Origin of the sequence: Vibrio scophthalmi (assembly GCF_040869025.1) — a bacterium.
Lineage (GTDB): Bacteria > Pseudomonadota > Gammaproteobacteria > Enterobacterales > Vibrionaceae > Vibrio > Vibrio scophthalmi.
Genome location: NZ_CP134272.1, coordinates 1159805 through 1181948, shown reverse-complemented (window position 1 = coordinate 1181948; position 22144 = coordinate 1159805). Strand labels below are relative to the sequence as shown.

Annotated in this window: 20 protein-coding genes; 9 read left to right on the top strand and 11 right to left on the bottom strand. The window is 44.9% G+C overall.

Translation table 11 applies throughout. The features are described from left to right. Positions 1-3: 3 nt before the first annotated feature. Both RJD38_RS20260 and RJD38_RS20255 read right to left on the bottom strand, forming a co-directional pair. On the bottom strand, positions 4-1308 hold the full coding sequence (locus RJD38_RS20260; RefSeq protein ID WP_065546816.1) for an inosine/guanosine kinase: 1305 nt from the start codon (positions 1306-1308) through the stop codon (positions 4-6). 108 nt (positions 1309-1416) lie between these two features. Then, positions 1417-1887: a CreA family protein gene (locus tag RJD38_RS20255; protein WP_005598501.1), complete on the bottom strand. Its 471-nt coding sequence runs from the start codon at positions 1885-1887 to the stop codon at positions 1417-1419. 162 nt (positions 1888-2049) lie between these two features. Between RJD38_RS20255 and RJD38_RS20250 the strand changes: the two genes are divergently transcribed. From RJD38_RS20250 to RJD38_RS20240, 3 genes are all read left to right on the top strand, one after another. Beyond that, positions 2050-2562: a hypothetical protein gene (locus RJD38_RS20250; protein ID WP_005598504.1), complete on the top strand. Its 513-nt coding sequence runs from the start codon at positions 2050-2052 to the stop codon at positions 2560-2562. A 112-nt stretch (positions 2563-2674) separates the two neighbouring features. Further along, on the top strand, positions 2675-4381 hold the full coding sequence (locus RJD38_RS20245) for an HD domain-containing phosphohydrolase (protein ID WP_065546330.1): 1707 nt from the start codon (positions 2675-2677) through the stop codon (positions 4379-4381). A 156-nt stretch (positions 4382-4537) separates the two neighbouring features. Beyond that, a complete protein-coding gene (locus RJD38_RS20240) occupies positions 4538-5179 on the top strand; it encodes an HAD-IA family hydrolase (RefSeq protein WP_005598507.1) in 642 nt (213 codons plus the stop codon). 53 nt (positions 5180-5232) lie between these two features. On the opposite strand, the gene RJD38_RS20235 is transcribed toward RJD38_RS20240, so the two are convergent. Further along, positions 5233-5439 (bottom strand): hypothetical protein, encoded by a 207-nt coding sequence (locus RJD38_RS20235; RefSeq protein ID WP_005598188.1) that lies wholly within the window; start codon positions 5437-5439, stop codon positions 5233-5235. A 314-nt stretch (positions 5440-5753) separates the two neighbouring features. On the opposite strand from RJD38_RS20235, the gene cutA reads away from it, so the two are divergent. Continuing rightward, positions 5754-6074, top strand: coding sequence for a divalent-cation tolerance protein CutA (gene cutA, locus RJD38_RS20230; RefSeq protein WP_065546329.1), 321 nt, complete (start codon positions 5754-5756; stop codon positions 6072-6074). Here cutA and RJD38_RS20225 read toward each other — a convergent pair. Next, positions 6038-6655: a DUF2238 domain-containing protein gene (locus RJD38_RS20225; RefSeq protein WP_065546328.1), complete on the bottom strand. Its 618-nt coding sequence runs from the start codon at positions 6653-6655 to the stop codon at positions 6038-6040. The two genes, cutA and RJD38_RS20225, sit on opposite strands and share 37 nt — an antisense overlap. A gap of 286 nt (positions 6656-6941) precedes the next feature. Here RJD38_RS20225 and RJD38_RS20220 point away from each other — a divergent pair, with 286 nt between their 5' ends. Then, positions 6942-7562, top strand: coding sequence for a DNA-J related domain-containing protein (locus tag RJD38_RS20220; RefSeq protein ID WP_005598180.1), 621 nt, complete (start codon positions 6942-6944; stop codon positions 7560-7562). 86 nt (positions 7563-7648) lie between these two features. Here the strand turns inward: RJD38_RS20220 and RJD38_RS20215 are convergent, their stop codons facing one another. From RJD38_RS20215 to RJD38_RS20200, 4 genes are all read right to left on the bottom strand, one after another. Then, complete coding sequence (locus tag RJD38_RS20215) at positions 7649-9304, bottom strand: ABC-ATPase domain-containing protein (protein ID WP_005598179.1); 1656 nt, start codon at positions 9302-9304, stop codon at positions 7649-7651. Positions 9305-9443: 139 nt separating this feature from the next. Next, the gene (locus RJD38_RS20210) at positions 9444-11342 is read right to left on the bottom strand and encodes an EAL domain-containing protein (RefSeq protein WP_065546815.1); all 1899 of its coding nucleotides are present in this window, start codon (positions 11340-11342) and stop codon (positions 9444-9446) included. A gap of 194 nt (positions 11343-11536) precedes the next feature. Next, entirely contained in the window at positions 11537-12757 is a 1221-nt protein-coding gene (gene fabV, locus RJD38_RS20205) for an enoyl-ACP reductase FabV (RefSeq protein WP_065546327.1), read from the bottom strand. A gap of 74 nt (positions 12758-12831) precedes the next feature. Beyond that, on the bottom strand, positions 12832-13434 hold the full coding sequence (locus RJD38_RS20200; RefSeq protein ID WP_065546326.1) for an arylesterase: 603 nt from the start codon (positions 13432-13434) through the stop codon (positions 12832-12834). Here RJD38_RS20200 and RJD38_RS20195 point away from each other — a divergent pair. The 3 genes from RJD38_RS20195 to RJD38_RS20185 all read left to right on the top strand — a co-directional run bounded on the left by RJD38_RS20195 (position 13433) and on the right by RJD38_RS20185 (position 18296). Further along, complete coding sequence (locus tag RJD38_RS20195) at positions 13433-14107, top strand: ABC transporter ATP-binding protein (RefSeq protein WP_005598170.1); 675 nt, start codon at positions 13433-13435, stop codon at positions 14105-14107. The genes RJD38_RS20200 and RJD38_RS20195 overlap by 2 nt on opposite strands. After that, positions 14107-16545: an ABC transporter permease gene (locus RJD38_RS20190; protein ID WP_065546325.1), complete on the top strand. Its 2439-nt coding sequence runs from the start codon at positions 14107-14109 to the stop codon at positions 16543-16545. The genes RJD38_RS20195 and RJD38_RS20190 overlap by 1 nt, the downstream gene beginning before the upstream one ends. A gap of 287 nt (positions 16546-16832) precedes the next feature. Continuing rightward, positions 16833-18296: an FAD-dependent oxidoreductase gene (locus RJD38_RS20185; RefSeq protein WP_065546324.1), complete on the top strand. Its 1464-nt coding sequence runs from the start codon at positions 16833-16835 to the stop codon at positions 18294-18296. 74 nt (positions 18297-18370) lie between these two features. On the opposite strand, the gene RJD38_RS20180 is transcribed toward RJD38_RS20185, so the two are convergent. The 3 genes from RJD38_RS20180 to RJD38_RS20170 are packed head-to-tail and all read right to left on the bottom strand — an operon-like array spanning position 18371 to position 20751. Next, positions 18371-19306, bottom strand: coding sequence for a biotin-dependent carboxyltransferase family protein (locus tag RJD38_RS20180; RefSeq protein WP_065546323.1), 936 nt, complete (start codon positions 19304-19306; stop codon positions 18371-18373). Beyond that, positions 19299-20009, bottom strand: a complete 711-nt coding sequence (locus RJD38_RS20175) for a 5-oxoprolinase subunit B family protein (protein ID WP_065546322.1) — start codon at positions 20007-20009, stop codon at positions 19299-19301. The genes RJD38_RS20180 and RJD38_RS20175 overlap by 8 nt, the downstream gene beginning before the upstream one ends. Next, positions 19999-20751, bottom strand: a complete 753-nt coding sequence (locus RJD38_RS20170) for a 5-oxoprolinase subunit PxpA (protein WP_065546321.1) — start codon at positions 20749-20751, stop codon at positions 19999-20001. The genes RJD38_RS20175 and RJD38_RS20170 overlap by 11 nt, the downstream gene beginning before the upstream one ends. 259 nt (positions 20752-21010) lie before the next feature. On the opposite strand from RJD38_RS20170, the gene galE reads away from it, so the two are divergent. Further along, positions 21011-22027 (top strand): UDP-glucose 4-epimerase GalE, encoded by a 1017-nt coding sequence (gene galE / locus RJD38_RS20165; RefSeq protein WP_065546320.1) that lies wholly within the window; start codon positions 21011-21013, stop codon positions 22025-22027. The last annotated feature ends 117 nt before the right edge of the window (positions 22028-22144 follow it).

Genomic DNA, 22144 nt, shown 5'->3' with positions numbered 1-22144 from the left:
TGTTTATCTATCCCAGTATGCTTCTTCTAAGCTGTCTTCGCGCTCTGGAAGTGCGCGAGAAAGACGAGGAGAGTGTTGGGTCAACACTTCATAGCTTACTCGGTTTGCATATTTACAAATTTGCGATAGTGAAGAGTACGTCAGGTAGCTATGATCATGCTTCGCTGAATTAGGCACGGTCACTTCATGGAAACTGTTCGCCGCCATGTCATGCAGAAGTGCAGATAAGGCTGCATCGCCAGCACCGTTGGTGTTTTTAATCTCCATTGGGCCGCCAAGGTAAGGGCCAATATGAGAATACACTTTAACCGCTTCATCACAATCTTGCTTACGCATGGCACGGCTAAATTCAAAGCGATTGTATTCCGCAATTGTGCTGTGCTGAATTGGGTGTTCTGTTTCGCGAGCCACGCTTTCATCGCTATAACCAGCCATGTAAAGACCGTTAGGGCCGGCGGTACAAAGAACAAGATCGACCCACTCTAATGCGCGATTTGCTGCTTGAAGAGGATCGCTAAAGCCAGTCAGTGCTTGACCTTCTTCTTCATTCATCGCTACAACCGTGATGTTTTCTTTTAAGTACTCTTGCCACCATTCTGCGTTGCCTTCGATCACCCACTTAGTCCCTAGGGTTAGTACCACTGGCACATTTTTAGACTTGGCTATTTCTATCGCTCGAGCGACTGCTTTTGGCATCGGGTCTTCAGGTTTACCACGCATCAAATATGAAGAGACAACCAGTGCCGATGCTTTGTCGAAAACATCATCAGGTATACTTTCTGGCTGCAGTTTGTTCATGTGGCCTTCGTTGATGGCAAAAGTGCGCTCACCGTCTTCCGTGATCAAGGTATAACAACGACCGATAGGACCTTCAACCGTTTGCAAGTGGTTAAGGTTCATTCGCGCTGAAGTTCGGCATAAATAACGATAAGCGAAAGAGCCTACTTCGATGTTACGTGACATTACGCCAAGTAAAACCGACTTGCTGTCTGCTAACACGGAGTAGTTGTGTAGCGTATTACCAATTGTATCACCAGGGTATTGGTGAGAAATCAGTTCGCGCTCAACAAGTTCGCGGTATAACGCATCAGCTTGGCTTTCTTCAAGAACGAGAGAGTGACCTTTACTCAAATTGTATTTGGACAAAAACTCGTCATCGACGCGAGCTTCAATATCGACGATAGTTTGTCCCACGCCAACAATAATTGGGCGGTAGAGTTTTGATGGTTGCTTCGCCTGATTGATCAAAGGATCACGAGCATGTGTCGGAAAGTAGTGCTGAGATTTACGCTGGCCAGGAAACTTCATCATTTAAAGGGAGTAGGAAATTTTCTGCATCATATCACATTAATGAAGATATTCTTTCATTTAGGTGACATTAAAGTGCCAACCGAGAGCGATTGGCACTTTTTTAATCTATTTCTCAGGAGTATAGGAGCCGTAAGCTTTTGTTCCCCACAAAGGCACGGTTGAGAGGCTGTGTTTGAAGCTGCCCTCAGTCTCTTTCGTCGTGTAAGACAAGTAAAGCAGTGTCTGATTGTCAGCATCATAGATGCGTCTAACTTTCATTGTTTTGAAAAAGATGCTTTTAGACTGTTTGAAGACCACTTCGCCAGAGGCGCTTTTATCGATAGACGCGATCATTTCGGGGGTAATGTCACCGGTCTGACGACATGATATCGAGCTATCGCTTGGATCTGCGAGTGAAAAGTTCGCTTCTATAGAGGCGATATGACAAGTGACGCCCGGTATTTTGTCGTCATCTAAATGGGAGATCTTAATATCCTTCATCGTAAAGATACCCAGACTAACATCACCGACTTCGCCACTGTCACAGCCTGCCAGAGCCGCACTAGCCAGCAAAACGACGGAAATTTTTTTCAACATTATTCAATTCCATTGTTCGATTTTTATAAAGTTTAACATATTCATTGTCTGGTCAGTGATGAAGATTCACAACATTTCTTGCGTTGGAGTGGTTTATTGCTTGTATTCGAGCAGGGTGCTGATTAAGCTCAGCATAGAAACATTAGGTACGGCTAATAAATTATGACAATAGAACATTTTGCTATCGCAGAGATTAAAAACAATTGGCTTTACGCACAAGTTGACGTTGAGTTCCCTACCAAAGAAAGTCTAGTTGGTCGTGATCTTTACCAAGCGGGTGTGGAGAACAAGCAATACCGAATACTGGCAGCAGAAATGCTGGATTCAGCAGCGGATTCATTTACTGCGGAAGACATTTATCTGGTCGATTTCCACCGTCTCACGGTTATGTTCGCACTGCTTTATTCTAAGCAGTGGTCATCAGATGAAGATCAGCAAATGATGATTGAGTTTTTGACTCAAATTATTTATTCCGAACCTTGTGAATTGTATATCGGTTTCCAGAACGGCGAACCGGTAACGACGGCCATTTTAACGCGTAGCAACGAGCAAGTCTTAGTGTCTGATATCACCACGACCGATGCGAACAGTGACAGTAAAATGAGCTTTGTGAAGTCACTCCTTGCCAAGTCTGCAATTAGCGTGACTAATGGTGATGTAGTTCTTGAAATCTGATGCTTATCTAAGCCTTTGCTGACGGCTGTGTTATTCTTGACTTATGAGTGAGCAAGATATTTAGAATCCAGTGGCCTATATATTACGATATGTATTATTAGTTGTAGCTTGCGTGACGTCGTCGTCTTCGTTGGCAAATCAATGGCAATACAAGAACGTCTTGGTACTGCATTCTTACTCGCCGTCTTATCAGTGGACTGCGGATTTTCAATCTGGCATCGAGCAGGCGATTGCAAAATCCAACACTAAGCTGAAACTCTCCCTAGAATACCTTGATACTAAGCGGGTCTATAACGAGACCTACTACAGTGAGTTTATTCGTTACTTCAACACTAAGTATCAACACCATCAATTCGATGCCGTGTTAGTTACTGACGATAATGCACTTGAACTTATTAACCAGTGGCCTGACAACCCCTTCATAGACTTGCCAATCATCGCCGCTGGGATTAACAATCAAAGTGCGACGTTGTCGACCGTGACCAGCGATTATCGCATCATTTTTGAACGTGATGAAATCGAAAAAACCGTTGAATTGATCAATCGTGTTCGACCGAGTTTACAGCGCTTGTACTACATCTCTGATCGCAGCACAACATCGCAATATGTGCGTGAAAAAGCACTTGAAGTGCTGGCGCGTAATGCCAATGTCGAGGTGATAGAGATTCGCGATATACCACTGGCTCGTGTCGGTGACGTGCTACAGAGTATCAGCCCAGATGATGCAGTGATTTTGACTCACTACAATACCGACATTGATCAAGGTATTTATCATCGTTATCAGTATGTCGCACAAGAAATAGCAATTAATAGCCCAGCCCCCGTATTCGTCTTTTGGGAGTTTTACATTACTAATGGCATTTTTGGCGGCTACGTAAATCGCTCTGAGCAAGTCGGACGTGAAATGCTACTCGCGCTTGATGAATTCATCCCGCTGAATTTTTCTGAGCAAGTTGCAGTGGGTAACGCCAGCAGACCGGTTGTAGATTTTAATGCACTTGAACGATTTGGCATTGATGAGCGTAGCTTGCCTCAAAACACGCTAGTACTTAATCAACCAGTGAGCTTTCTCAAATCTAACTGGCAAGTGCTCAGCATTGCAGCCTCGATCATCTTTTGCATGGCGCTGGTGATCATCACTCAAGCTGTCACCATTCGTCAAAAGCGTGAATTAAACAAACAGAACAAGAAAATAGTCCAGTTACAGAAAAAAACGTTGAAAACACAAAAAGATATGATCGTCGTACTTGGCGAAGCGATCGAAACCCGATCGGGCGAAACCGGCAACCACGTTAAGCGCGTAGCACAGCTATCTTCCCTATTAGCGCGTTTACATGGCTTAAGTTATCGCGAAGTGGAGCTGATTGAGATCATTAGCCCGATGCATGACGTCGGTAAAATTGCCATTCCAGAGTCAATTCTTGAAAAGCCGGGAAGGCTTGATAGTGCCGAATGGGAAATAATGCAGACGCATACCTCGTATGGTTATAAATTATTGAATGCGAGCAATGGTGAAGTATTCCATCTCGCCGCTACGGTAGCACATGAGCACCATGAGCGTTGGGATGGGCTTGGTTATCCTAATGGCTTGTCAGGTGAAGATATTCATATCTTTTCTCGTATCACTGCGATTGCAGATGTATTCGATGCCTTACTCAGTGAGCGTTGCTACAAACAAGCTTGGTCTTTAGAAGAGGTCGTCGCGCATTTTACTCGCGAGAATGGAGCGCAATTTGATCCTACCTTATCCACCATTTTACTCAATAATTTGGATCAATTTGTTGCTATTCGTAATGCCTATCCTGATAAAAGCGAATAGCGTTATACAGCATCAACGGTACAGAGGGTGACCTAGCCTAAGTTTTTTATCATCGTTTGGTTAAAATCGGTCATTTTGTTAAGTCAAACCTGTCACAATTTCATAATCGACATACTATTTTAGAGACTAAAAATAACGTAGAAGAGGGGATTCGTTATGGATCAAACCTTGTGTGTCATCTTTGATTGTGAAGGGACGCTTGTCGATAGTGAAATCTTGTGTTGCCGTGCTTTGTCATTGGTGTTTGGGGAATTTGGTGCGGACTTGTCAGTTGAGCAAGCGATGTCGTATTTTGTTGGCGGCAAGCTGGCCGATATCCTAAACGACACTCAACGTCGACTGGGGATTAATGTGTCGTTGGATGTATTGGAGCCTTTGTATCGCAAGACATTAAAGCAGCTTTTTGAGCAAGAACTTAAACCAATGGAAGGGGTTGTCGAAACCTTAACGGCTCTCGACAGTAAAGGTATAAGTTACTGTGTCGCCTCGAACGGACCGAAAGATAAAACCATTCATGCACTGGAATTGACGGGGTTAGATGGTTACTTCAAAGGTAGAGTGTTTTCGGCATTTGATACCAATAGCTGGAAACCCGAACCCGATTTGATTCTTTACAGCGCAATGAGCATGGGATTTCGAGTTAATGAGTGTCTGTACGTTGATGATACGCCCAAAGGGCTTGAAGCGGGTGTTAAAGCCGGTATGAGGACGATACAGCTCGAAGGGATCAATCGACGTTCCTACCCTGGAACGCTCGCAACCATTCATCGACTTGATGAGATAAGCGCGTATATATAAAAAAGCCCCGTAAGGGGCTTTTTTATATTGTTTGAATTTAGTTGGTTGAAAGATTAATTCATCAGTGAGCTGTGGCTGAAGTAAATGGGTACGGCACTTTTTACATGTAAAGTTTCACTGCTAATCACTTGATGGACGTTTTCAAAAAAAGATCCACATTCGGCGCAAAGTAAAGAGCCAGAGCCAGACATTAGGTATTCATCGCTGCCACATAGTGGGCAACATTGGTGATCAAGAGTTGAGGCTTTATTTTCTTTCATTTCTTCTCCGGTGCGAAGCGAACAAAATAGGCATTAATCGCCATATTGGCGTTATTTATTATTTAATATTTATTTTTCAGTAGCGTACGGGCTAAACTCCCCGCGTGCAATTTAATTCTAGCCTGCCAGCTCTAAACTAACGTCATTCACGTGTCATTCGTTATGTTTTTGCGAGTCACATCTAGATAAAGTGCTTGATTATTTTTTTGGAATCATATTTCACGTCAAGAATTAACTTGTGTAGATTTTATCAGCCTCTTAGCGCTGCTATTTTCTACTAGAAAGTGAGTATGTAGAGCTTACGGAGAAATCTTATGCCAGATACCTTTTGTATTGTATTAACCACCACAAACAGTATAAGTAATAAACAAGCCTTAATTCATGCTGTATTACAGGAGCAATTGGCCGCTTGTATTCAAAGTATGCCCATAGAGAGTCATTACGTTTGGCAAGATGAAGTTTGTATTGATGAGGAATGGTTACTGGTGATGAAAACAACGCAACGTTGTTATCAAGCGCTCGAAGCTTTGATTGTTGAGGAGCATGATTACGATACTCCTCAAGTGGTTAAATTACCGTTTACGGAAGGATTTAACCCTTACTTAGCATGGTTAGACGAAAACACGCGCCGTTGAAAAACAAGTAGTGTGAGTGCGCTGATGGCACCCAGTGTATCCATCAGCATATCTTTTTGTGCATCCCAAATATCGCCCTGTGAGCCTAGAAATGCGATACCTTCTTCTCCGCCCGCTAACTCCGCATACCACCATTCGATGATTTCATAGCCAGCGGCCAGTGACATAACGGAAAAGAGGCCGAACAGGCAGGCAAAAACGGGTTTGATGACATTGCGACGGATAAGGTATTCCGCGATGGGATAGGCGTAGAAGCCAATCGAATAGTGAGCGACTCGATCAAACTGGTTTCGTTCATCTGAGCCAATGAGTTGATTAAACCAATCAAACGGTACCTCAGCAAAGGTATATTTAGAGCCGATGGTATGCAAACAAATCCAAACAAACATTAAGATATAGGCGGTGTTAGAGAAAACGTAGTGGCGTGATACCCACCAAATTATACCTAAAACCGCGAGCACAGGAATGATCTCAGCAATCCAGACGGCGCGCGAAACAGGCTCGATGCCCGCAAAAATAAACACTGCAATGTAGAGTACGGTTAGTGCCTTTAATGTGATGAGGCTGTGATGTTGAGACATTACTTTGTCCTTAAATTTTCTGAAGCTAAAACTTGGTACTGATTAATGCTAATCAGCCTTAGTTAAGCATAATCAACAATAAAACAGTGTTCAATTAATTTTTAAACCGAGCATTTAGACTGAGGGTATGCTCGCTTTGGTAAGATTGACACATTCGTAAAAAGGTTAAGTTGAGGCGTTGCTTCAAACTGTTGTAAAAAATGGCGCAGTGGCAGTTGAATCATAGCTTGGTGCAAGGGTAAGCTACTATAATCAATACTAAATATGCCATTTTTATTAGGACGCTATGAATCAACAATATGGCTTAGCCACACTGTGTGAAATCGAAAATCCGCTGTTGTGGCCGATATTGGAAGTATTGCGTAAGAAGCCGACAGGTTGGAAAGTGCATATATTAGCCGCGCATTTGAGCGAAAAAGAGTTGATGCCAGTCCTGGACTCTCGTCCTGATAAAGATTTATTTAAGCGCAATTTTTTAATCATGAATGCGCTGTACCAATTACAAGAGACTCTCTATCCCGACCGTTGGGTGCAAGTAGAGGCGATGGATATTGCGTTACTGCCGAATTGTCATCATGGCCAGCAATACCATATTGATCCACAAGATCCTCTGCGAGATTACTATACGCAATGGAGTAATTACGAAGCTGAGGAAGGTGAAATTAAACGTCTGCTCAATGAATTTTGGACGCGTTATCGTGAATACGTCGGACAGCAAACACAACGAACGGGTACATTAGATCGAGTTAAAGCATTGCGGCTGTTTGAGCTCAATGAAGGCGCGAGTGATAGTGAAATTCGTAAGAAGTGGCGTAAGCTCGCCTTAAAATGGCATCCAGATCGACAAAATGGTAATACTGACCAATTTCGCTTGGTATGTGAAGCATGGCATGTATTGAGAGTGTGACGATTGATTTATATGCACGAATCTAATAAACAAAGCGCCCTTATTTGGGCGCTTTGTCGTAAGAAGTCGATAAAAATCGCGCTGCTTTATTTGGCTGCTTTAAATTGCGCTTTACGCAGTCGGTTTAGCGCTGCCATCACATCCAAAACACGTGGTTTGGCAAGATCGCCCTGTTTTGGCATTGTTTGATGCCAATCACCTGAGATCATTTGCGCAATTTCTTTGGCTGGATTGGTTGTCCAACCCGGTAGTTGAGCAAGTTGGAACCAAAGCCAACCGATCGCATTCACTTCAGAGCTAGATTGAAGTTGCTCAAGGGCTGAGATGTCCGCGAACTCTTTACCAAAACGCAGAGATTCCGTGCCTTTACCTGACACTCGGAACTTACCATCCAGCAAAATCGCTTGCAGAGCCGCACCATTAAGAGCGCGAGGACGGAATGTTTCAAGTGGGCTTTCACTTTCGTTACAACGCTGGGTAGGGTGCTGTGCAATAACTTGTTGCGCTTTTTCTGTTACGTCAACAGGTTGGTAGTCGTGCATTTGAATTACCGTGTCTGCGACATCCAAATAGTCACCAGAGCCACCCATAACGACGATGGTAGAGATATCTAATTCAGAGCGCAATTGGCCAATACGGTCAACTAAAGGAGTGATTGGCTCTGCGCCCTTGCTAACCAGTGCTTGCATGCGTTCATCACGGATCATGAAGTTAGTTGCTGACGTATCTTCATCAATCAATAAACCACGCGCACCAGATTCAATCGATTCTTGTAACCATGCTGCTTGAGAGGTTGAACCAGAGGCATCTTGGGTTGAGAAGTCTGCGGTATCTTTACCCATTGGCAAATGATTGATGTAGTTTGATAGGTTTAAGTTGTGAACACTGCGCCCATCTTCAGCGCGGATTTTCATCGCATCAAGGTTGGTAACAATGCGCTCACGGCCATCACCAGGAATATGGTTATAGATCGAACGCTCAATAGCAGTCAGTAGAGTCGATTTACCGTGGAAGCCACCACCAACGATTAATGTAATGCCTTTCGGAATACCAAGACCAGTGACAGGCCCTTGGTTAGGTGTCTCTAACGTAACTTGCAGTGACTCGGGGGCAACAAATTCAACCGCATCTTTCATCGGTAGATCGCAGTTACCGGCAAGACGAGGTAGAACAGAACCATTGCCAATGAAAGCAATCAGGTTATTTTTTTCTAACTGCTCGCGTAAGGCTTCTTGATCTTCTATTACTTGGCAATGACGCTCTAACGCGGCGATATCAATCTCACGAGCGATGGTTGCGCGGCGGACAAATTTAGGCAAATGGAAGGTAAGAATGTTGATTGACTTTTTACCGAGTACTGAACGGCCTTCCGCGGGTAGGTTAACGCGGAAACGCAGCTCTATACCTTCTTCAGTGAAGACCACGGCAGTCGAATCGAGTACAGTTTGGCCATGCAGCGCGATGCTAACGTGAGATTCTTGTTTCGCAAATTCTGAGAAAGTACGAGCAATAAAATCGCGAGCGGCGATTTGATAGGCCGGAGACTTCTCTTTTAGCCAATCTAAGCCAGTTAACGACCATGGACGGAAGGCGCGGAAACGTGAAGCAGAAGCAAATGGGTCAGCTTGAACGTGATCAACAAATAGCGTGAAATCGGTTAGGTCGTACTGACCTTTGATTTGGTGATACGCGCGATAGTTCTGTTTTTCGATTTTTTTTAGGGTCGCGATTAGCTGATCCATAAAGAACTCACATTAGGAATGTCGGTAAAGGCGTGGATTATAGGAACCGCTTGGCACAGAGTAAAGCTCAAGCGGTGATTCTTAACATTTTATCGCCATTCGTCTGTCTCGTAGGGCATTTTTCTATGAGATAACGAGTCTAGCTCGCTTGAAAATAGTTTTGGCTTAATAAATTGATTTCAAATTCGTCGCATGGCATTGGCTTCCCATAGTAGAAACCTTGGCCGAATTCACAGCCTTCCTCGATGATAAACTTTTCATGTAACCGATTCTCTATTCCCTCAACGGTGACGGAGAGGTTGAGTTTTTTCGCCACTGCAATGATGGAGCGAACGATTTCTTTGTCTTCTTGGCAATTATCTAATTGTTGAATAAAACTCTTATCGACTTTGATGGCATCAAAGGGAAATTTTTTGAGGTAATTGAACGAAGAGTAGCCAGTGCCAAAATCATCCAAAGAGAGTGTGACGCCCAGCTTATGTAGCGCCAATAAAGAATTCTTCGCCATTACTTCGTCTGCAATTAAGCTGCTTTCCGTGACTTCCAATTCCAAATATTCCGGCGGGAGTTGATAGGCGATCAATAACTCTTCAATTTGTTCTGCGAAGTGGGGGTTCTTGAGTTGTACCGCAGAAATGTTGACCGCAATTTTAAAATCTTTCACATGGGTTGCCCACTCTGACGCTTTTTGGATCGCTGAGCGTAGTACGAATGTGCCCACTTCGAAAATAAGACCATTTTGCTCCGCCATATGGATCAGCGTTTCATTGGAGATATCGCCAAGAATTGGATGGCGCCAACGTAACAAGGCTTCGGCTCCAGTCCATTTATGATTAAGTGGTGATACCTTTGGTTGGAAATAAAGCAATAGGTCTTCACTTCGTACCGCTTGCAATAGGTAACTTTCTAATTGATTGATGTCAGTTTGCAATGCGGAAATATCATGCGAGTGGAAACTGTATTTATGGCCAGAGTCTTTACAGGAATGCATCGCTCCGGATGCGTATTTCAATAACAGGTGTCCAGAAGCGGCGTCATCGGTAGTACTGATACCGATATAGCTGTGTAGATGATGGTTCTCGCCATCAACTTCAAATTCTGAGTGGCTGACGGTTAATAACTGTTGGCATAAATCGTTGATGTGCTCACTAAGACGATTAGATTGAACCAACAGCACCAACTCGGTTGAGGTTGGGCGCGCCGTTTTGACATGAAATTGGTTGAGGTCACCAAGTCGCTCGCGAAACTTAACCAGAATATTTTCCCACACGCCATACCCATGTTTGGTTTGCAGTAACTTGCCGTTAGTAAAACCAATGTGGATTGCAGCTGCTTGGAATTCAGGTTGTTCAGAGTGCGCTTTGAGCATTTGATCTGCTTCAAACTCAAGCGAATTACGATTGAGAAACCCAGTACCTAAATCGTGTTTTTGATGATACAAGATTTTTTGTTCAGCAGCGCGGCGCTTATCAATCTCCATGTTTAATGAGAAATTGAGGTCAACTAAGTCTTGCGTGCGCGTACTGACGCGAGATTTCAATTCGACATTGAGCAGTTTGAGTTTTTCGTTTTGATAAAGAGTCACCAATTGTGCTTGAATCGCGTCACGGAAATTTTGTAGCAGATCCTTATAGGTCGTTGTGAGAGATTTCGTTTGCGAATCTAACACGCAGATAGTGCCAAATGGCTTGCCATTCGGCCAGTTAATCGGGAAACCGCAATAGGCGACCATGCCCAGTTTGATATCGGGATTGCAATCCCAGTTCGGATCCGCAAGCGCATTGGGTACCTCGAGTGCTTGCTGTTGCTCAATGACATACTCACAGTAGAGGCCTTGGCCGAGCTTTTCGCTATCACCAATAGCATAAGGATGCTGGGCGTTATTATTGCTCGAGACTACTTCGATGACATCGGGATGAATTCTCATGATTAAGGCAGCTGGTACTGAAACGATCTCAGCAAGCAAGTTGACAATGTTTTGCCAACTCTGAGTCATCTCATCGGGTATGACTAATTTGTTAGTATTGATTTTTGACATATAAAAACAGTCCTTTTTGGCTAAAGCCAAAAGTGCGCACTCCATGCTCATCTTTTAATAATAGACGGAAATTTCCTTTTGTAATCTGTGGGCTACTTTAACAAAAAAGCCCCCAAATTATGTTGGGGGCTATACGGTAATGATAGTCATCTCAAAAATGAGACGCGCATTAAGCGATCAAGGTTAGCAATTGGTTATAGCAAACTGTCGGCCAGGCAATTGTACTTTGAGATAATGTTCTGAATATCGACTTTTTTGTTGTAATCAATGCCAGCCAGACCAAAACCATTAAGCTGCATGAACTCTTGCTTTAGGCCTGCGTAATCACCCAATTTTTGGAAGTTATTCGCGTTCATCGATTCTACCAACTGATGAACTTGTGCTTGGGTTTCTGGGTTGAGCTCGAGATCGTCGATACGAATTAGGCGTTCGCCGTCAACGGGTACTTTGTCACAACCATACAGTTTGGTGGTAAACAGTCGTTGCATCTGTTCGATACATCCTTCGTGAGTACCATTTTGTTTCATCACTTTATAGAGGGCAATCAAGTAAGGAGTGAGACCAGGAATGAAAACACTCGCTTTGGTCACGAGCGCTTTACAAACACTGGCATAGGCACCACCACTGAAATTAGCAAGCTTGAGGTTCAGCGCGTGACTGGTTTGATGTAAGTCTACTTTCGCGCGGCCTAGCGTGCCATCAAGGTAGATAGGATGGGTTAGATCCGAACCAATATAAGAGAACGCGACCGTTTTGCAGCCTTCAGCGATGGATTCAGAGTTAATCAGAGTATCGACCCAAGCTTCCCAATCTTCGCCGCCCATCACTTTAAGTGTGCCATCTATTTCTTGCTCGGTTGCCGGCTCTAATGTCGATTCTAGCCATTGATCGTGCTCAAGCGAGACTGAGGCACCAGCAACGGCTTGACCGATAGGTTTGATCGCTGAACGCCACATCTCACCCGTTTGGTAATTGGGACGTAGGCCACTGGCGACACTGTAGATAATTAAGTCGACTTCACCCTCAAAATACGTTTCGATAGCTTCGATCACGCTCTCTTTGGTTTGTGTAGAGAAGGCATCGCCATCGATATTAATTGCGATACGACCTTCGTTCTGAGCGTGTTCACGAAAATAGAGATTATTATAGAAGCCAGCGCTACCGACGCCTTTGTCTGATGGGCCTCGCTCAAAAGAAACACCAATTGTATCCGCTTGAGCTCCCCCGAACGTCAATGCGATACGTGCAGCAAGGCCAAAACCAGAAGATGCCCCAATGATCAGAACACGTTTAGGCCCGTTAGTGATCGGCCTAGCGTGTTTCACGTAATCAATTTGATTTAAGATGGCTTTTTCACAGCCGAGAGGATGCGCACTACGAGCGATGACGCCGGATATTTCTGGTTTAATTATCATTTAGTTCTCCAAAAGCAACAGCTTAAGCATTCAATTTAGCCTAAAGTGACACGGAGTTTTTTGCGCTAAGGCAATTAGAGATGGTTTATTAACTGTGCAGAAACAAATTCTGCGATCCAAGGTTGTGCTTCTGCTTTTGGGTGCAAGCCGTCGCTCATCATCCATTGCGGGTTGTCGCGTAAAATCGGTTCAAGAAAAAACGGAATAAGCGAGATATCTTGTCGCTGCGCGACATTTGGATACAAATCTGAGAAGGCTTGTGTATAGCGTTTTCCATAATTGGGTAGGATATGGATTTGCATCAAGATAGGCGTGGCTTGTGATGCCTTAATGGCATCGATGATGGTGGTGAGGTTGGCGGCAATCAGATTGGGTGGAAAGCCTCGCAGCCCATCATTTGCACCGAGCTCAATCAGCACATAGTGCGGCTTATATTGAGTGAGTAATTGTGGCAAGCGTGCTAACCCGTTCCCTGTAGTATCACCTGAGATGCTGCTGTTAACGATGGTCAGTGATTTGCCTTTATTGTCCATTACATTTGGTAATAAACTAGGCCAAGCTTTTTCAATTGGCATCTGATAGCCTGCACTAAGGCTATCGCCTAATATCAGCAGCGTCGTTGCACTAGCAGGAATGGTCGTGAGTAACGCGAGAACTAAGGAAAGAAGTCGTAGCATGCAAACATCCGTGATAAAAGCTATATCTTTAGGAAAGACAGTTTCCACCAATCAAGAACATTTGACAATCCTTGATGATATTAACCTTGAGATCCAAGCGGGTGAAAGTGTCGCGATTGTCGGCACTTCTGGTGCGGGTAAATCGACGCTCATGACATTGTTGGCTGGGCTAGATACGCCGACCAACGGTGAGGTTGAATTGCTTGGCCAACCATTATCAAGCTTAGATGATGAGGCTCGAGCCGCAATTCGTAGCCAATCGATCGGTTTTGTGTTCCAGAGTTTTTTGTTAATCCCGAGCTTATCTGCGCTTGATAATGTCACTTTACCTTGTTTGCTCAAAGGGGAAGAGCAAGATAAAGCACGGGCCATTTCCTTACTGGAATCGGTTGGGTTGGCGCAGCGCATCCATCATTCCCCCGCACAATTGTCTGGCGGAGAGCAACAACGTGTCGCGCTTGCTCGTGCTTTTATGACGGAACCGCAGATCCTATTTGCCGATGAGCCGACAGGAAACCTTGATCAACACACAGCAGAAAAAGTGGTGGAGTTGCTGTTTGAGCTTAATCTGCGTCATGGCACGACATTGGTGTTGGTGACTCATGATATGCAGCTCGCCGCGCGATGTGACCGCATTTTTACGATTCAGGCGGGTAAATTGGAGATTAAGTAATGACAAAGCTTACTCAAGGTCATCTTAATCTTCAGCTCTTTAAGTGGAGCAGTAAAGAGATCCGCCAAGGGCAGCTATGGCCAGTATCGATTGCACTAACCCTGATTATTGCCGCAATCTTTGCGCTGACCGCGTTGGCCGAGCGTATGGAACAAGTGGTGGTAAAGCAAGGCAAAGAAGCGCTCACCGCGGATACTATTTATAGTTCGTCCAATCCTATTCCGGATAAATTGAAAGCACAGGCCATTACCTTACAGTTAGACTCCTCAGCATTGACTCGCTTTGCCACGATGGCTTTTAGTGCTCAAGAAATGAAGTTAGTTACGGTTAAAGCGGTTGATTCGCACTATCCGCTGCAAGGCGAGCTCAAGTTGGCAAACGGTGAAAAGAGTGAAAACCGTGTCTTGCGTAATCAATTGTGGCTGGATGAGCGTCTATTTAATCAGCTAAAAGTTCAGCAAGGCGATAGCATCACGCTCGGGGACGCGGATTTTGTTATTACAGGGCGCGTAGTCGAAGAGCCGGGATTGAGCTTTAATCCATTTCAACAAATGCCATCCGCGTATATTCATCAAGATGACCTCGAGAAGACCGGGGCTGTACAGCTTGGTAGCCGAGTGCGTTACAACTATTATTTCAACGGCAGCGATGAGCAGATATCCACGTTGCAGGGCAGTATCGAATTAACGCCAAGCGATTCTTGGCGAGATCAGAACAGTGCCAGCCGAACCAATGAAGTGTTTCAACGCACTGAACAGTATCTTTCTCTGACGGTGGCGATCGTGGTGATCATGGCGGCGACCACATTAGTGTTAACGTGTCAGCATTATGTATCGACTCGTTTAAAAACCATCGCGATGCTAAAAAGTTTGGGCGCGAGTAAACGCTGGATTATTCATTGGTTGACCATCCAAGTGTTGATATTGCTCGCTGTCGCCTCGTTCTTAGGCTGCCTATTGGGTATTGGTCTTGAATATCTGCTGCGTATTCCTTTGGCTGATTTGTTGCCGAGTCCGTTGCCTTCTTATGGGATTGCGCCTGCACTTATTGCGGTGGCAACGAGTGTGCTCATCGCTATTCCGGCCTTAGGCATTCCATTGATAAAGCTGATTAATGTCAATGCGGTCAATGTGATGCAATCGACGCAACAGCGAGTGGGGCGCGCACGCTATGCTTTATTGCTGGTGCCCGTGCTACCAATGTTAGTGGTATATCGTGACAACTTACTGGTGTGGTTAGTGCTGGGTGGAATGATGATATTGTTTGTCATTTTGGCGCTGGTCAGCATCTTTATCACCCGCGCGATGGCGAAATTACCACTAAATGCCGAGTTCAAACTGGCGTTGAGTCGGATCAATCGCTCCCTGATGAGCAGTGGCATTCAATTTGGCGCACTGTCGTTATCGCTTATGTTGCTGGCGGTAATGTGGTTGGTTAGAACAGACCTGCTGTCTGATTGGCAGAGAACGTTACCCGATAATGCGCCGAATGCGTTTGCTTTGAATATCGCCCCTTATGAAAAAGAGAGTTATCTTGCGACATTAGATGCTGAGGCGATTGAACGTTCAGAGGCTTATCCGATTATTCGTGGGCGAGTCGCTACCATTAACCAGCGCGCTGCGATGGAATATGCACGAGGTGGTGAGGGGAGCGATTCCTTACGTCGTGAAATTAACTTTACCTTTGCTGAGGCGATCCCAGCTCACAATGAATTGCTTGAAGGAGATTGGCAGCCAAGCGGTGGTGTGTCGGTTGAATCTGAGGTTGCAACCGATTTAGGGCTTAAATTGGGTGATGAGCTAGGCTTTATTATCAATAGCCAAACCGTGGTGGCAAGAGTGGACTCCATCCGTCAGGTTGAGTGGCGAGATATGAAGCCTAACTTCTACTTTATTTTTACTCCGGACGTGTTGAAGCAAATACCGGCCACCTATTTAGTCAGTTTTCGTGTTGAGCAGCAACATGATCAGTTACTTAATACACTTTCACGCCAGCATCCAACGGTAAGCTTAATGGATATTCGTGTGATGGGTGCCAAGATTCAGCAATTGGTCGGTCAGATCGTGTGGGCAATTACTTTGTTGGCATCGCTCAGTGTTATCGCGGGCGCTTTATTGATTTTTACCTTATTGCGTTTAAGCCTTGGCCAGCGACAAAATGAAATTCAACTTTATCGTACTCTCGGGGCCAGTAAAAAACGAGTGATTAGGACGATATGGGCTGAATATGGCGTCATGGCGCTGGTCGCAGGCATTATCGCTATCTTGGGGGCGGAGCTCATTGTCGCGGCGATCATGAGAATCGGTTTTGATCTTGAAAATCAACTGCATTATTCACTATGGATCTGGCTGCCAATGTTGGCGTTTTGTACCCTGGCCGTGGTTGTTAACAGTCTAATAAAACGGCTATTAATCCCTATAAATAAAGACTTTAGCTAACATTGAGTAGGTCAAACTAACTAGTTACCCACAGAACTTGTGGATAAAGTTAGGGATAACTCTTTGGGCGTGGAAAGCTGCCCATCGTGCTAAGCCAATAAAACCCGCCTTTGGCGGATTTTAATTATTCACACAGAGGGAATTTCGCGAATTTGCAAAAAATGCGTCAAGCTTTTTTTCGATTTTTTTCCCTGAAAATACGTGAAAATTACCTTGCTAAAAATGTGATTTTCATAACGGCATAAAGCCAGTAAAATACCATCAGAAAGAATGAATTACTGATCTAAATGACATTAAATATTGATCAAGATAAACCGACTAAAGTTGCGGTTATCGGTGGTGGTATTGCGGGAGCAACCACTGCATTACACCTTGCAGAACAGGGCATTGAGGTTGATCTCATTGAAAAAAGCTCAAGCTTAATCAGTGGCCCGCCAATCTGTCACTTGCACGCTGGTGGAAATTTGTACAGGGAGATCTCGCTTGAGCAGTGTGTTCAGCTACTCAGACAGTCGATCGAGTCTGTTCGCCTTTACCCCCATACCCTAAACAAACGCCCGACTTTGATTGTGGTACCCCATAGCGATGGGGGTGACCCAAATGAGTTGTTGCCGCGTTTAGAGCAAATTCGTGCTGTATATCGAGATTTAGTTGAGCAGGATGAGGCAAACCGTGTACTGGGCGAGCCAGAGCAATACTTCAAATTGTATTCTCGTGAAGAATTAGACCAACTCAAACTGCGCGAGCAACGTGCAGAGCCACAAGATCACGATGAATGGCTAATTCCATTCGCTCAACAAGCGGACTTAGACGCCATTCATTATCCCGTGGTATCGGTGAACGAATATGGTTGGAGCGTTTTTCGTATTGCCGCGTCTGCAATGCTGGCGCTAGAGCAACTGCCTAATTGTCAGATGAAACTGAACACTCAATTGGTCGACATGACCCCATCGGGCATGCAGTGGTTGTTGACCATGGATGACGGTCAGATGCGCTATCAGCATCATTATGATTACGTTATTAACGCTTGTGGTTTTGAGACGGGTATTGTTGATGATTTAGCAAATACTCCTCGCCAACGAATGGTCGAATTTAAAGCTGCGTATGTCACGAAGTGGGCGAGCAATCAACAAATGTGGCCCGAAGTGATTTTCCATGGTCCTCGTGGCACGCCAAATGGAATGGCTCAGCTGACGCCTTACCCAAGTTCAATTTTTCAGTTACACGGTATGACAAAAGAGGTCACACTGTTTGAAGATGGCTTAGTGGGGTCTTGTCATCAATCTTCTCAACCGCAACTGCCTGCGCCGCTGGTGAATAAGATCAGTCAAGGTTGGCGTGAATCGGTACGGGTTGAGCGCAGTAATAAAGCGATTGAGCATATGAGTCGTTTTGTACCGAGCTACGCTGATGCAATCGAGTTTGGATTACCTTTATTTGGAGCGCAACAGATCCCCGGAAATGATGAAACTCTACGTGCTGCCGATGTTTCATTTGCTGGTGAGCATTATGCCCGTATTGAGGTGGTAAAAGGTTCATCGGCACTTGAAGCGGCGTGTAAAATTGTTGAACAATGGCAGTTGGTTGGCAAGTCCAAGGAAGTAATCAATGGTGAGCCGAGGAAAATGAGCATTGAAGATCAGCATCCAATCAGCTGTGCGCTAACTGAGTCTCAGGTGGTAGAAAAGGCGCAGTTGCTGGCGCTAGAGCGTGGTTATCCTACCGAGCTGGCTCAAGTATATGGGCATTAGTATTTGAGTTACTCAGAGTAAAAAATCATAACCAAACGGCCTGCATTAGCAGGCCGTTATCACAACCGAAGTAATTAATAACCGAAGTAATTGGCCCATTGAACCCAGTCCGATTGCAACTCTTGCAGCTGTCCTTTGACAAAACGCACTTTTTGCCCCGGCTTTGCTTGAGCAAGCCGTGGTAAATCAATGCGCGAAATACAACCTATCTTGGGATAACCACCTACGGTTTGGCGATCATTTAGTAAAATAATCGGTTCGCCATCGGGCGGTATTTGAATTGCACCGAGCGCGATCCCCTCACTCAACATTTTCTGCTGAGGTGGGGTAATACAAGCTCCGGTTAAGCGGTAACCCATCCGGTTAATATGGGCGCTGACTTCAAACTCTTGTTGATAAAATTGCTCAATGGCTTGTTTTGAAAAAATGTTACGTTGATAGCCTTCAATGACACGTAATGTGATGGGCAGGTCATAGTCAGGAATGAAACGAAAACTGAGCTGGCGCTTTTGAAAAGAACTGTGCGTATTCGGCGCTGAAAAACGCAGTTGATCACCTTCTTGCAGAGCCTTGCCATTGGCGATTCCACCAAGCTGGTCACGTTCAACACTGGCACAACTGCCTAATTGTGAGGTGAGTAAAAATCCTCCTTTGACTGCCAAGTAGCTACGCAAACCATTTTTGGGCAGGGCGAAGTTTAAACATTGCCCCTTAAAGGCGAAAAAGGAACTCCAATTCTCCAATGGTGTATCGTCTAAGCTTGCTTTTAGGTCGGCACCACAAATAGCAAATTCACCATCCTGTTCAATGGCAAATTCAGCTTGGCCGAGCGTGATCTCGATGCAGGGCAAATTGACTGGATTACCAAGTAAGAAGTTCGCCCAGCTGTAAGCGTATTCGTCAAGAGGACCACCTTGGCTAAGCCCCAATTGTGCATAACCAAATCGGCCGAGATCTTGTATAACGCTTAACGCGCCAGGCTTGCGTACTCTTAATCCTTGATTATTCATACCAACCCTCCGAAATAACGCCACCAAGCTCGAAAAAGTGCGCTTTATTGATGGCAACAAACTTGACTTGATCACCAATTGAGAAAGGGGTCATTGGTGACTGGTTTGGATCATATAGAGCAATAGGGCAGTTGCCGATTATGTTCCAACCTGCGGGGGATTCGCATGGGTAGACGGCGGTTTTATTGTCAGCTATCGCGACGCTGCCTTTTGGTACTTGTAGCCTTGGTGTGGCATGTCTCGAATACTGAATTTCGGTAACAACGTCACCTAAAAAGGCAAAGCCTGGGGCGAATCCCGTTGCCTGAACGGTATAAATTGTTGAGGTGTGTAAAGCGATGGTTTGTGCAATATCGTTGCCGTTCTGTTCGAATCGCACGAGATCAGGCCCAACATCAGGATGATAGTAAACAGGTAATTCAATTAAACGCCGTTCAACCTGATTTGCAGGTTCTGATTGCACCTTCTCGATAATGTCGCTTAATTGTTTCTGCAAGGTTATAAGCTGGATTCGATGCGGAAGGTAATCAACCAAGATGGTTGTGTAAGAAGGCGTGACGTTCATAATACAGTGGCTTAACTGCTGGTAGAATGCTTGAGTCACGCGACCAATGGTAGCAGAAAGCTTTGCACTATCTGGCTGGTTAAAATTGATCAACAGGGCGCATTCAGAGACGGGGCTAAAGGTGAGTTTATCGGTCATCTTCTACTCCCATTGCGTTACTAAGTTGCGTGAGAATGTTCACTGCATTGGGGTTGTCGCCGTGGACACAAAGAGTATCCGCCTCGATAATGAGCATCTCGCCATCTAACGTGCGGATCTTACCAAATTCAGTCAATTGTGTTACCTGATCGATCACGGCTTGGCAATCATGCAACACTGCGCCCTGTTGGTGACGAGGCGCGAGTGAACCATCGCTGAGGTAGGCTCGGTCAGCAAACGCTTCAAATAATAGCGGCACTTCATAACGATCAGCGATATCGAAAAAGGGTTGGCTATTTGGTACAGCCAGCATCATCAATGGCACATTAAAACAGGCAACGGCATCAATGACGGCTTCAAAAATTTCATAATCTTTGAGCATGTCGTTATACAGAGCACCATGAGGCTTGATGTAGCGAACCTCAGTATTAAAGCTCTCACACATCGCTTTAAGCGCGCCAACTTGGTAGATGATGCTGTAGGTCAGTTCGTCGGCTTGCATGGCGAGTGATCGACGACCAAAGCCAACAATATCGGGATAACTGGGATGAGCACCAATTTTCACATTGTGTTGCACCGCCAATTGTACGGTTTGTGCCATCGTTTTGGGATCTGATGCGTGAAAGCCACAGGCAATATTCGCCATATCAATCAAAGGCATGATCTGTTCATCATTGCCCATCGTCCATTGCCCATAACTTTCACCCATATCACAATTAAGCATGATACGTTGTTCGATCATTGATGCTCCCTCTCAATATTCTTTGCTTTAACTACAACTATTTCAATAACCCTCTAGACCGATGCTTTATGAGTGTTATTGGGAGCCGCTAAAGCGGTACGAATTGTTAAGCAACCTTACCTCAGAATATCAATTGGGGTCTGTGACACCGATAGGGTGATAGGAAATTTGCGGTTGGGTACGCAGAAGAGTCAAACACGACTTATACTCAATATGAATCATGTTTTATTTCTAACTAGGCATAGATTGAGGCATATATATGAATGTGTTAGTGACTGGTGGCATGGGGTATATAGGTAGCCACACGGTTATCCAGCTAATTAAATCAGGCATTAAACCGATTATTCTTGATAATCTTTGTAATAGCAAAGCCTCAGTTCTTCACAGGATAGAGGCAGTATCCCACGTAAAACCAGAATTTCTTTTACAAGATGTTAGAGATAAAGATAGTTTAGTTTCTGTGCTAAAGGAGTACCAAATTGACACTGTGATTCATTTTGCAGGTCTAAAAGCGGTCGGAGAGTCTGTCGATTTTCCGTTGGAATATTATGATGATAATGTCCATGGAACACTGGTTTTGGTTGATGCAATGCGTGAAGCGGGTGTTTCTAGCTTGATCTTTAGCTCTTCCGCTACCGTGTATGGCGATCCAGCCTCTGTGCCTATTACCGAAGATTTCCCAACCAGTGCGACCAACCCTTATGGCCGTAGTAAGCTGATTGTGGAAGAGTGTCTGACCGACTTCCAACTTGCGAACCCAGATTGGAGTATCACGCTACTGCGCTACTTTAACCCGGTAGGTTCCCATCCTTCTGGTGAACTAGGTGAAGACCCACAAGGCATTCCAAACAACTTAATGCCGTTTATTGCTCAAGTAGCGGTTGGACGTCGTGAACACTTGTCGATATTTGGTAATGACTATCCAACCGTCGATGGTACGGGTGTGCGTGATTACATTCACGTTATGGATCTTGCGGATGGTCATATTGCCGCATTGAATGGCGTGGGCTCGAAAGCGGGACTACACACCTATAATTTGGGTGCTGGTAAAGGCTATAGTGTGTTGGAAATGGTTGAAGCATTTAAACAAGCTAGCGGTAATTCAATTGCGTATCAATTTGCGCCACGTCGTGCTGGCGATATTGCTGAGTGCTGGGCCGATTCAAGTAAAGCGGCAAGAGATTTAGGCTGGAAAGCAACACGAACGGTTGATGAAATGACGCAAGACACATGGCGCTGGCAGTCAAATAACCCGCAAGGCTACCCTGACGAATAAACGTCGCGCAAATCGCGTTTGGATACTGGATTGAGTCGTTATTCTTTCAGTATTCTGAACTCCACTCTGGTAGCGATATAAAAAAACCGAGCGATTAAGCTCGGTTTTTGTTTAATT

Bases quoted from the DNA above. Each gene is read 5' to 3' on its own strand.
- RJD38_RS20215 (WP_005598179.1), bottom strand. From the start codon at position 9,304: ATGGATCAGCTAATCGCGACCCTAAAAAAAATCGAAAAACAGAACTAT.
- RJD38_RS20170 (WP_065546321.1), bottom strand. From the start codon at position 20,751: ATGATCGAACAACGTATCATGCTTAATTGTGATATGGGTGAAAGTTAT.
- RJD38_RS20195 (WP_005598170.1), top strand. From the start codon at position 13,433: ATGCAAACATCCGTGATAAAAGCTATATCTTTAGGAAAGACAGTTTCC.
- RJD38_RS20190 (WP_065546325.1), top strand. From the start codon at position 14,107: ATGACAAAGCTTACTCAAGGTCATCTTAATCTTCAGCTCTTTAAGTGG.
- fabV (WP_065546327.1), bottom strand. From the start codon at position 12,757: ATGATAATTAAACCAGAAATATCCGGCGTCATCGCTCGTAGTGCGCAT.
- RJD38_RS20235 (WP_005598188.1), bottom strand. From the start codon at position 5,439: ATGAAAGAAAATAAAGCCTCAACTCTTGATCACCAATGTTGCCCACTA.
- RJD38_RS20240 (WP_005598507.1), top strand. From the start codon at position 4,538: ATGGATCAAACCTTGTGTGTCATCTTTGATTGTGAAGGGACGCTTGTC.
- RJD38_RS20220 (WP_005598180.1), top strand. From the start codon at position 6,942: ATGAATCAACAATATGGCTTAGCCACACTGTGTGAAATCGAAAATCCG.
- RJD38_RS20225 (WP_065546328.1), bottom strand. From the start codon at position 6,655: ATGTCTCAACATCACAGCCTCATCACATTAAAGGCACTAACCGTACTC.
- RJD38_RS20200 (WP_065546326.1), bottom strand. From the start codon at position 13,434: ATGCTACGACTTCTTTCCTTAGTTCTCGCGTTACTCACGACCATTCCT.
- RJD38_RS20260 (WP_065546816.1), bottom strand. From the start codon at position 1,308: ATGAAGTTTCCTGGCCAGCGTAAATCTCAGCACTACTTTCCGACACAT.
- RJD38_RS20180 (WP_065546323.1), bottom strand. From the start codon at position 19,306: ATGAATAATCAAGGATTAAGAGTACGCAAGCCTGGCGCGTTAAGCGTT.
- cutA (WP_065546329.1), top strand. From the start codon at position 5,754: ATGCCAGATACCTTTTGTATTGTATTAACCACCACAAACAGTATAAGT.
- RJD38_RS20175 (WP_065546322.1), bottom strand. From the start codon at position 20,009: ATGACCGATAAACTCACCTTTAGCCCCGTCTCTGAATGCGCCCTGTTG.
- RJD38_RS20250 (WP_005598504.1), top strand. From the start codon at position 2,050: ATGACAATAGAACATTTTGCTATCGCAGAGATTAAAAACAATTGGCTT.
- RJD38_RS20185 (WP_065546324.1), top strand. From the start codon at position 16,833: ATGACATTAAATATTGATCAAGATAAACCGACTAAAGTTGCGGTTATC.
- RJD38_RS20210 (WP_065546815.1), bottom strand. From the start codon at position 11,342: ATGTCAAAAATCAATACTAACAAATTAGTCATACCCGATGAGATGACT.
- galE (WP_065546320.1), top strand. From the start codon at position 21,011: ATGAATGTGTTAGTGACTGGTGGCATGGGGTATATAGGTAGCCACACG.
- RJD38_RS20255 (WP_005598501.1), bottom strand. From the start codon at position 1,887: ATGTTGAAAAAAATTTCCGTCGTTTTGCTGGCTAGTGCGGCTCTGGCA.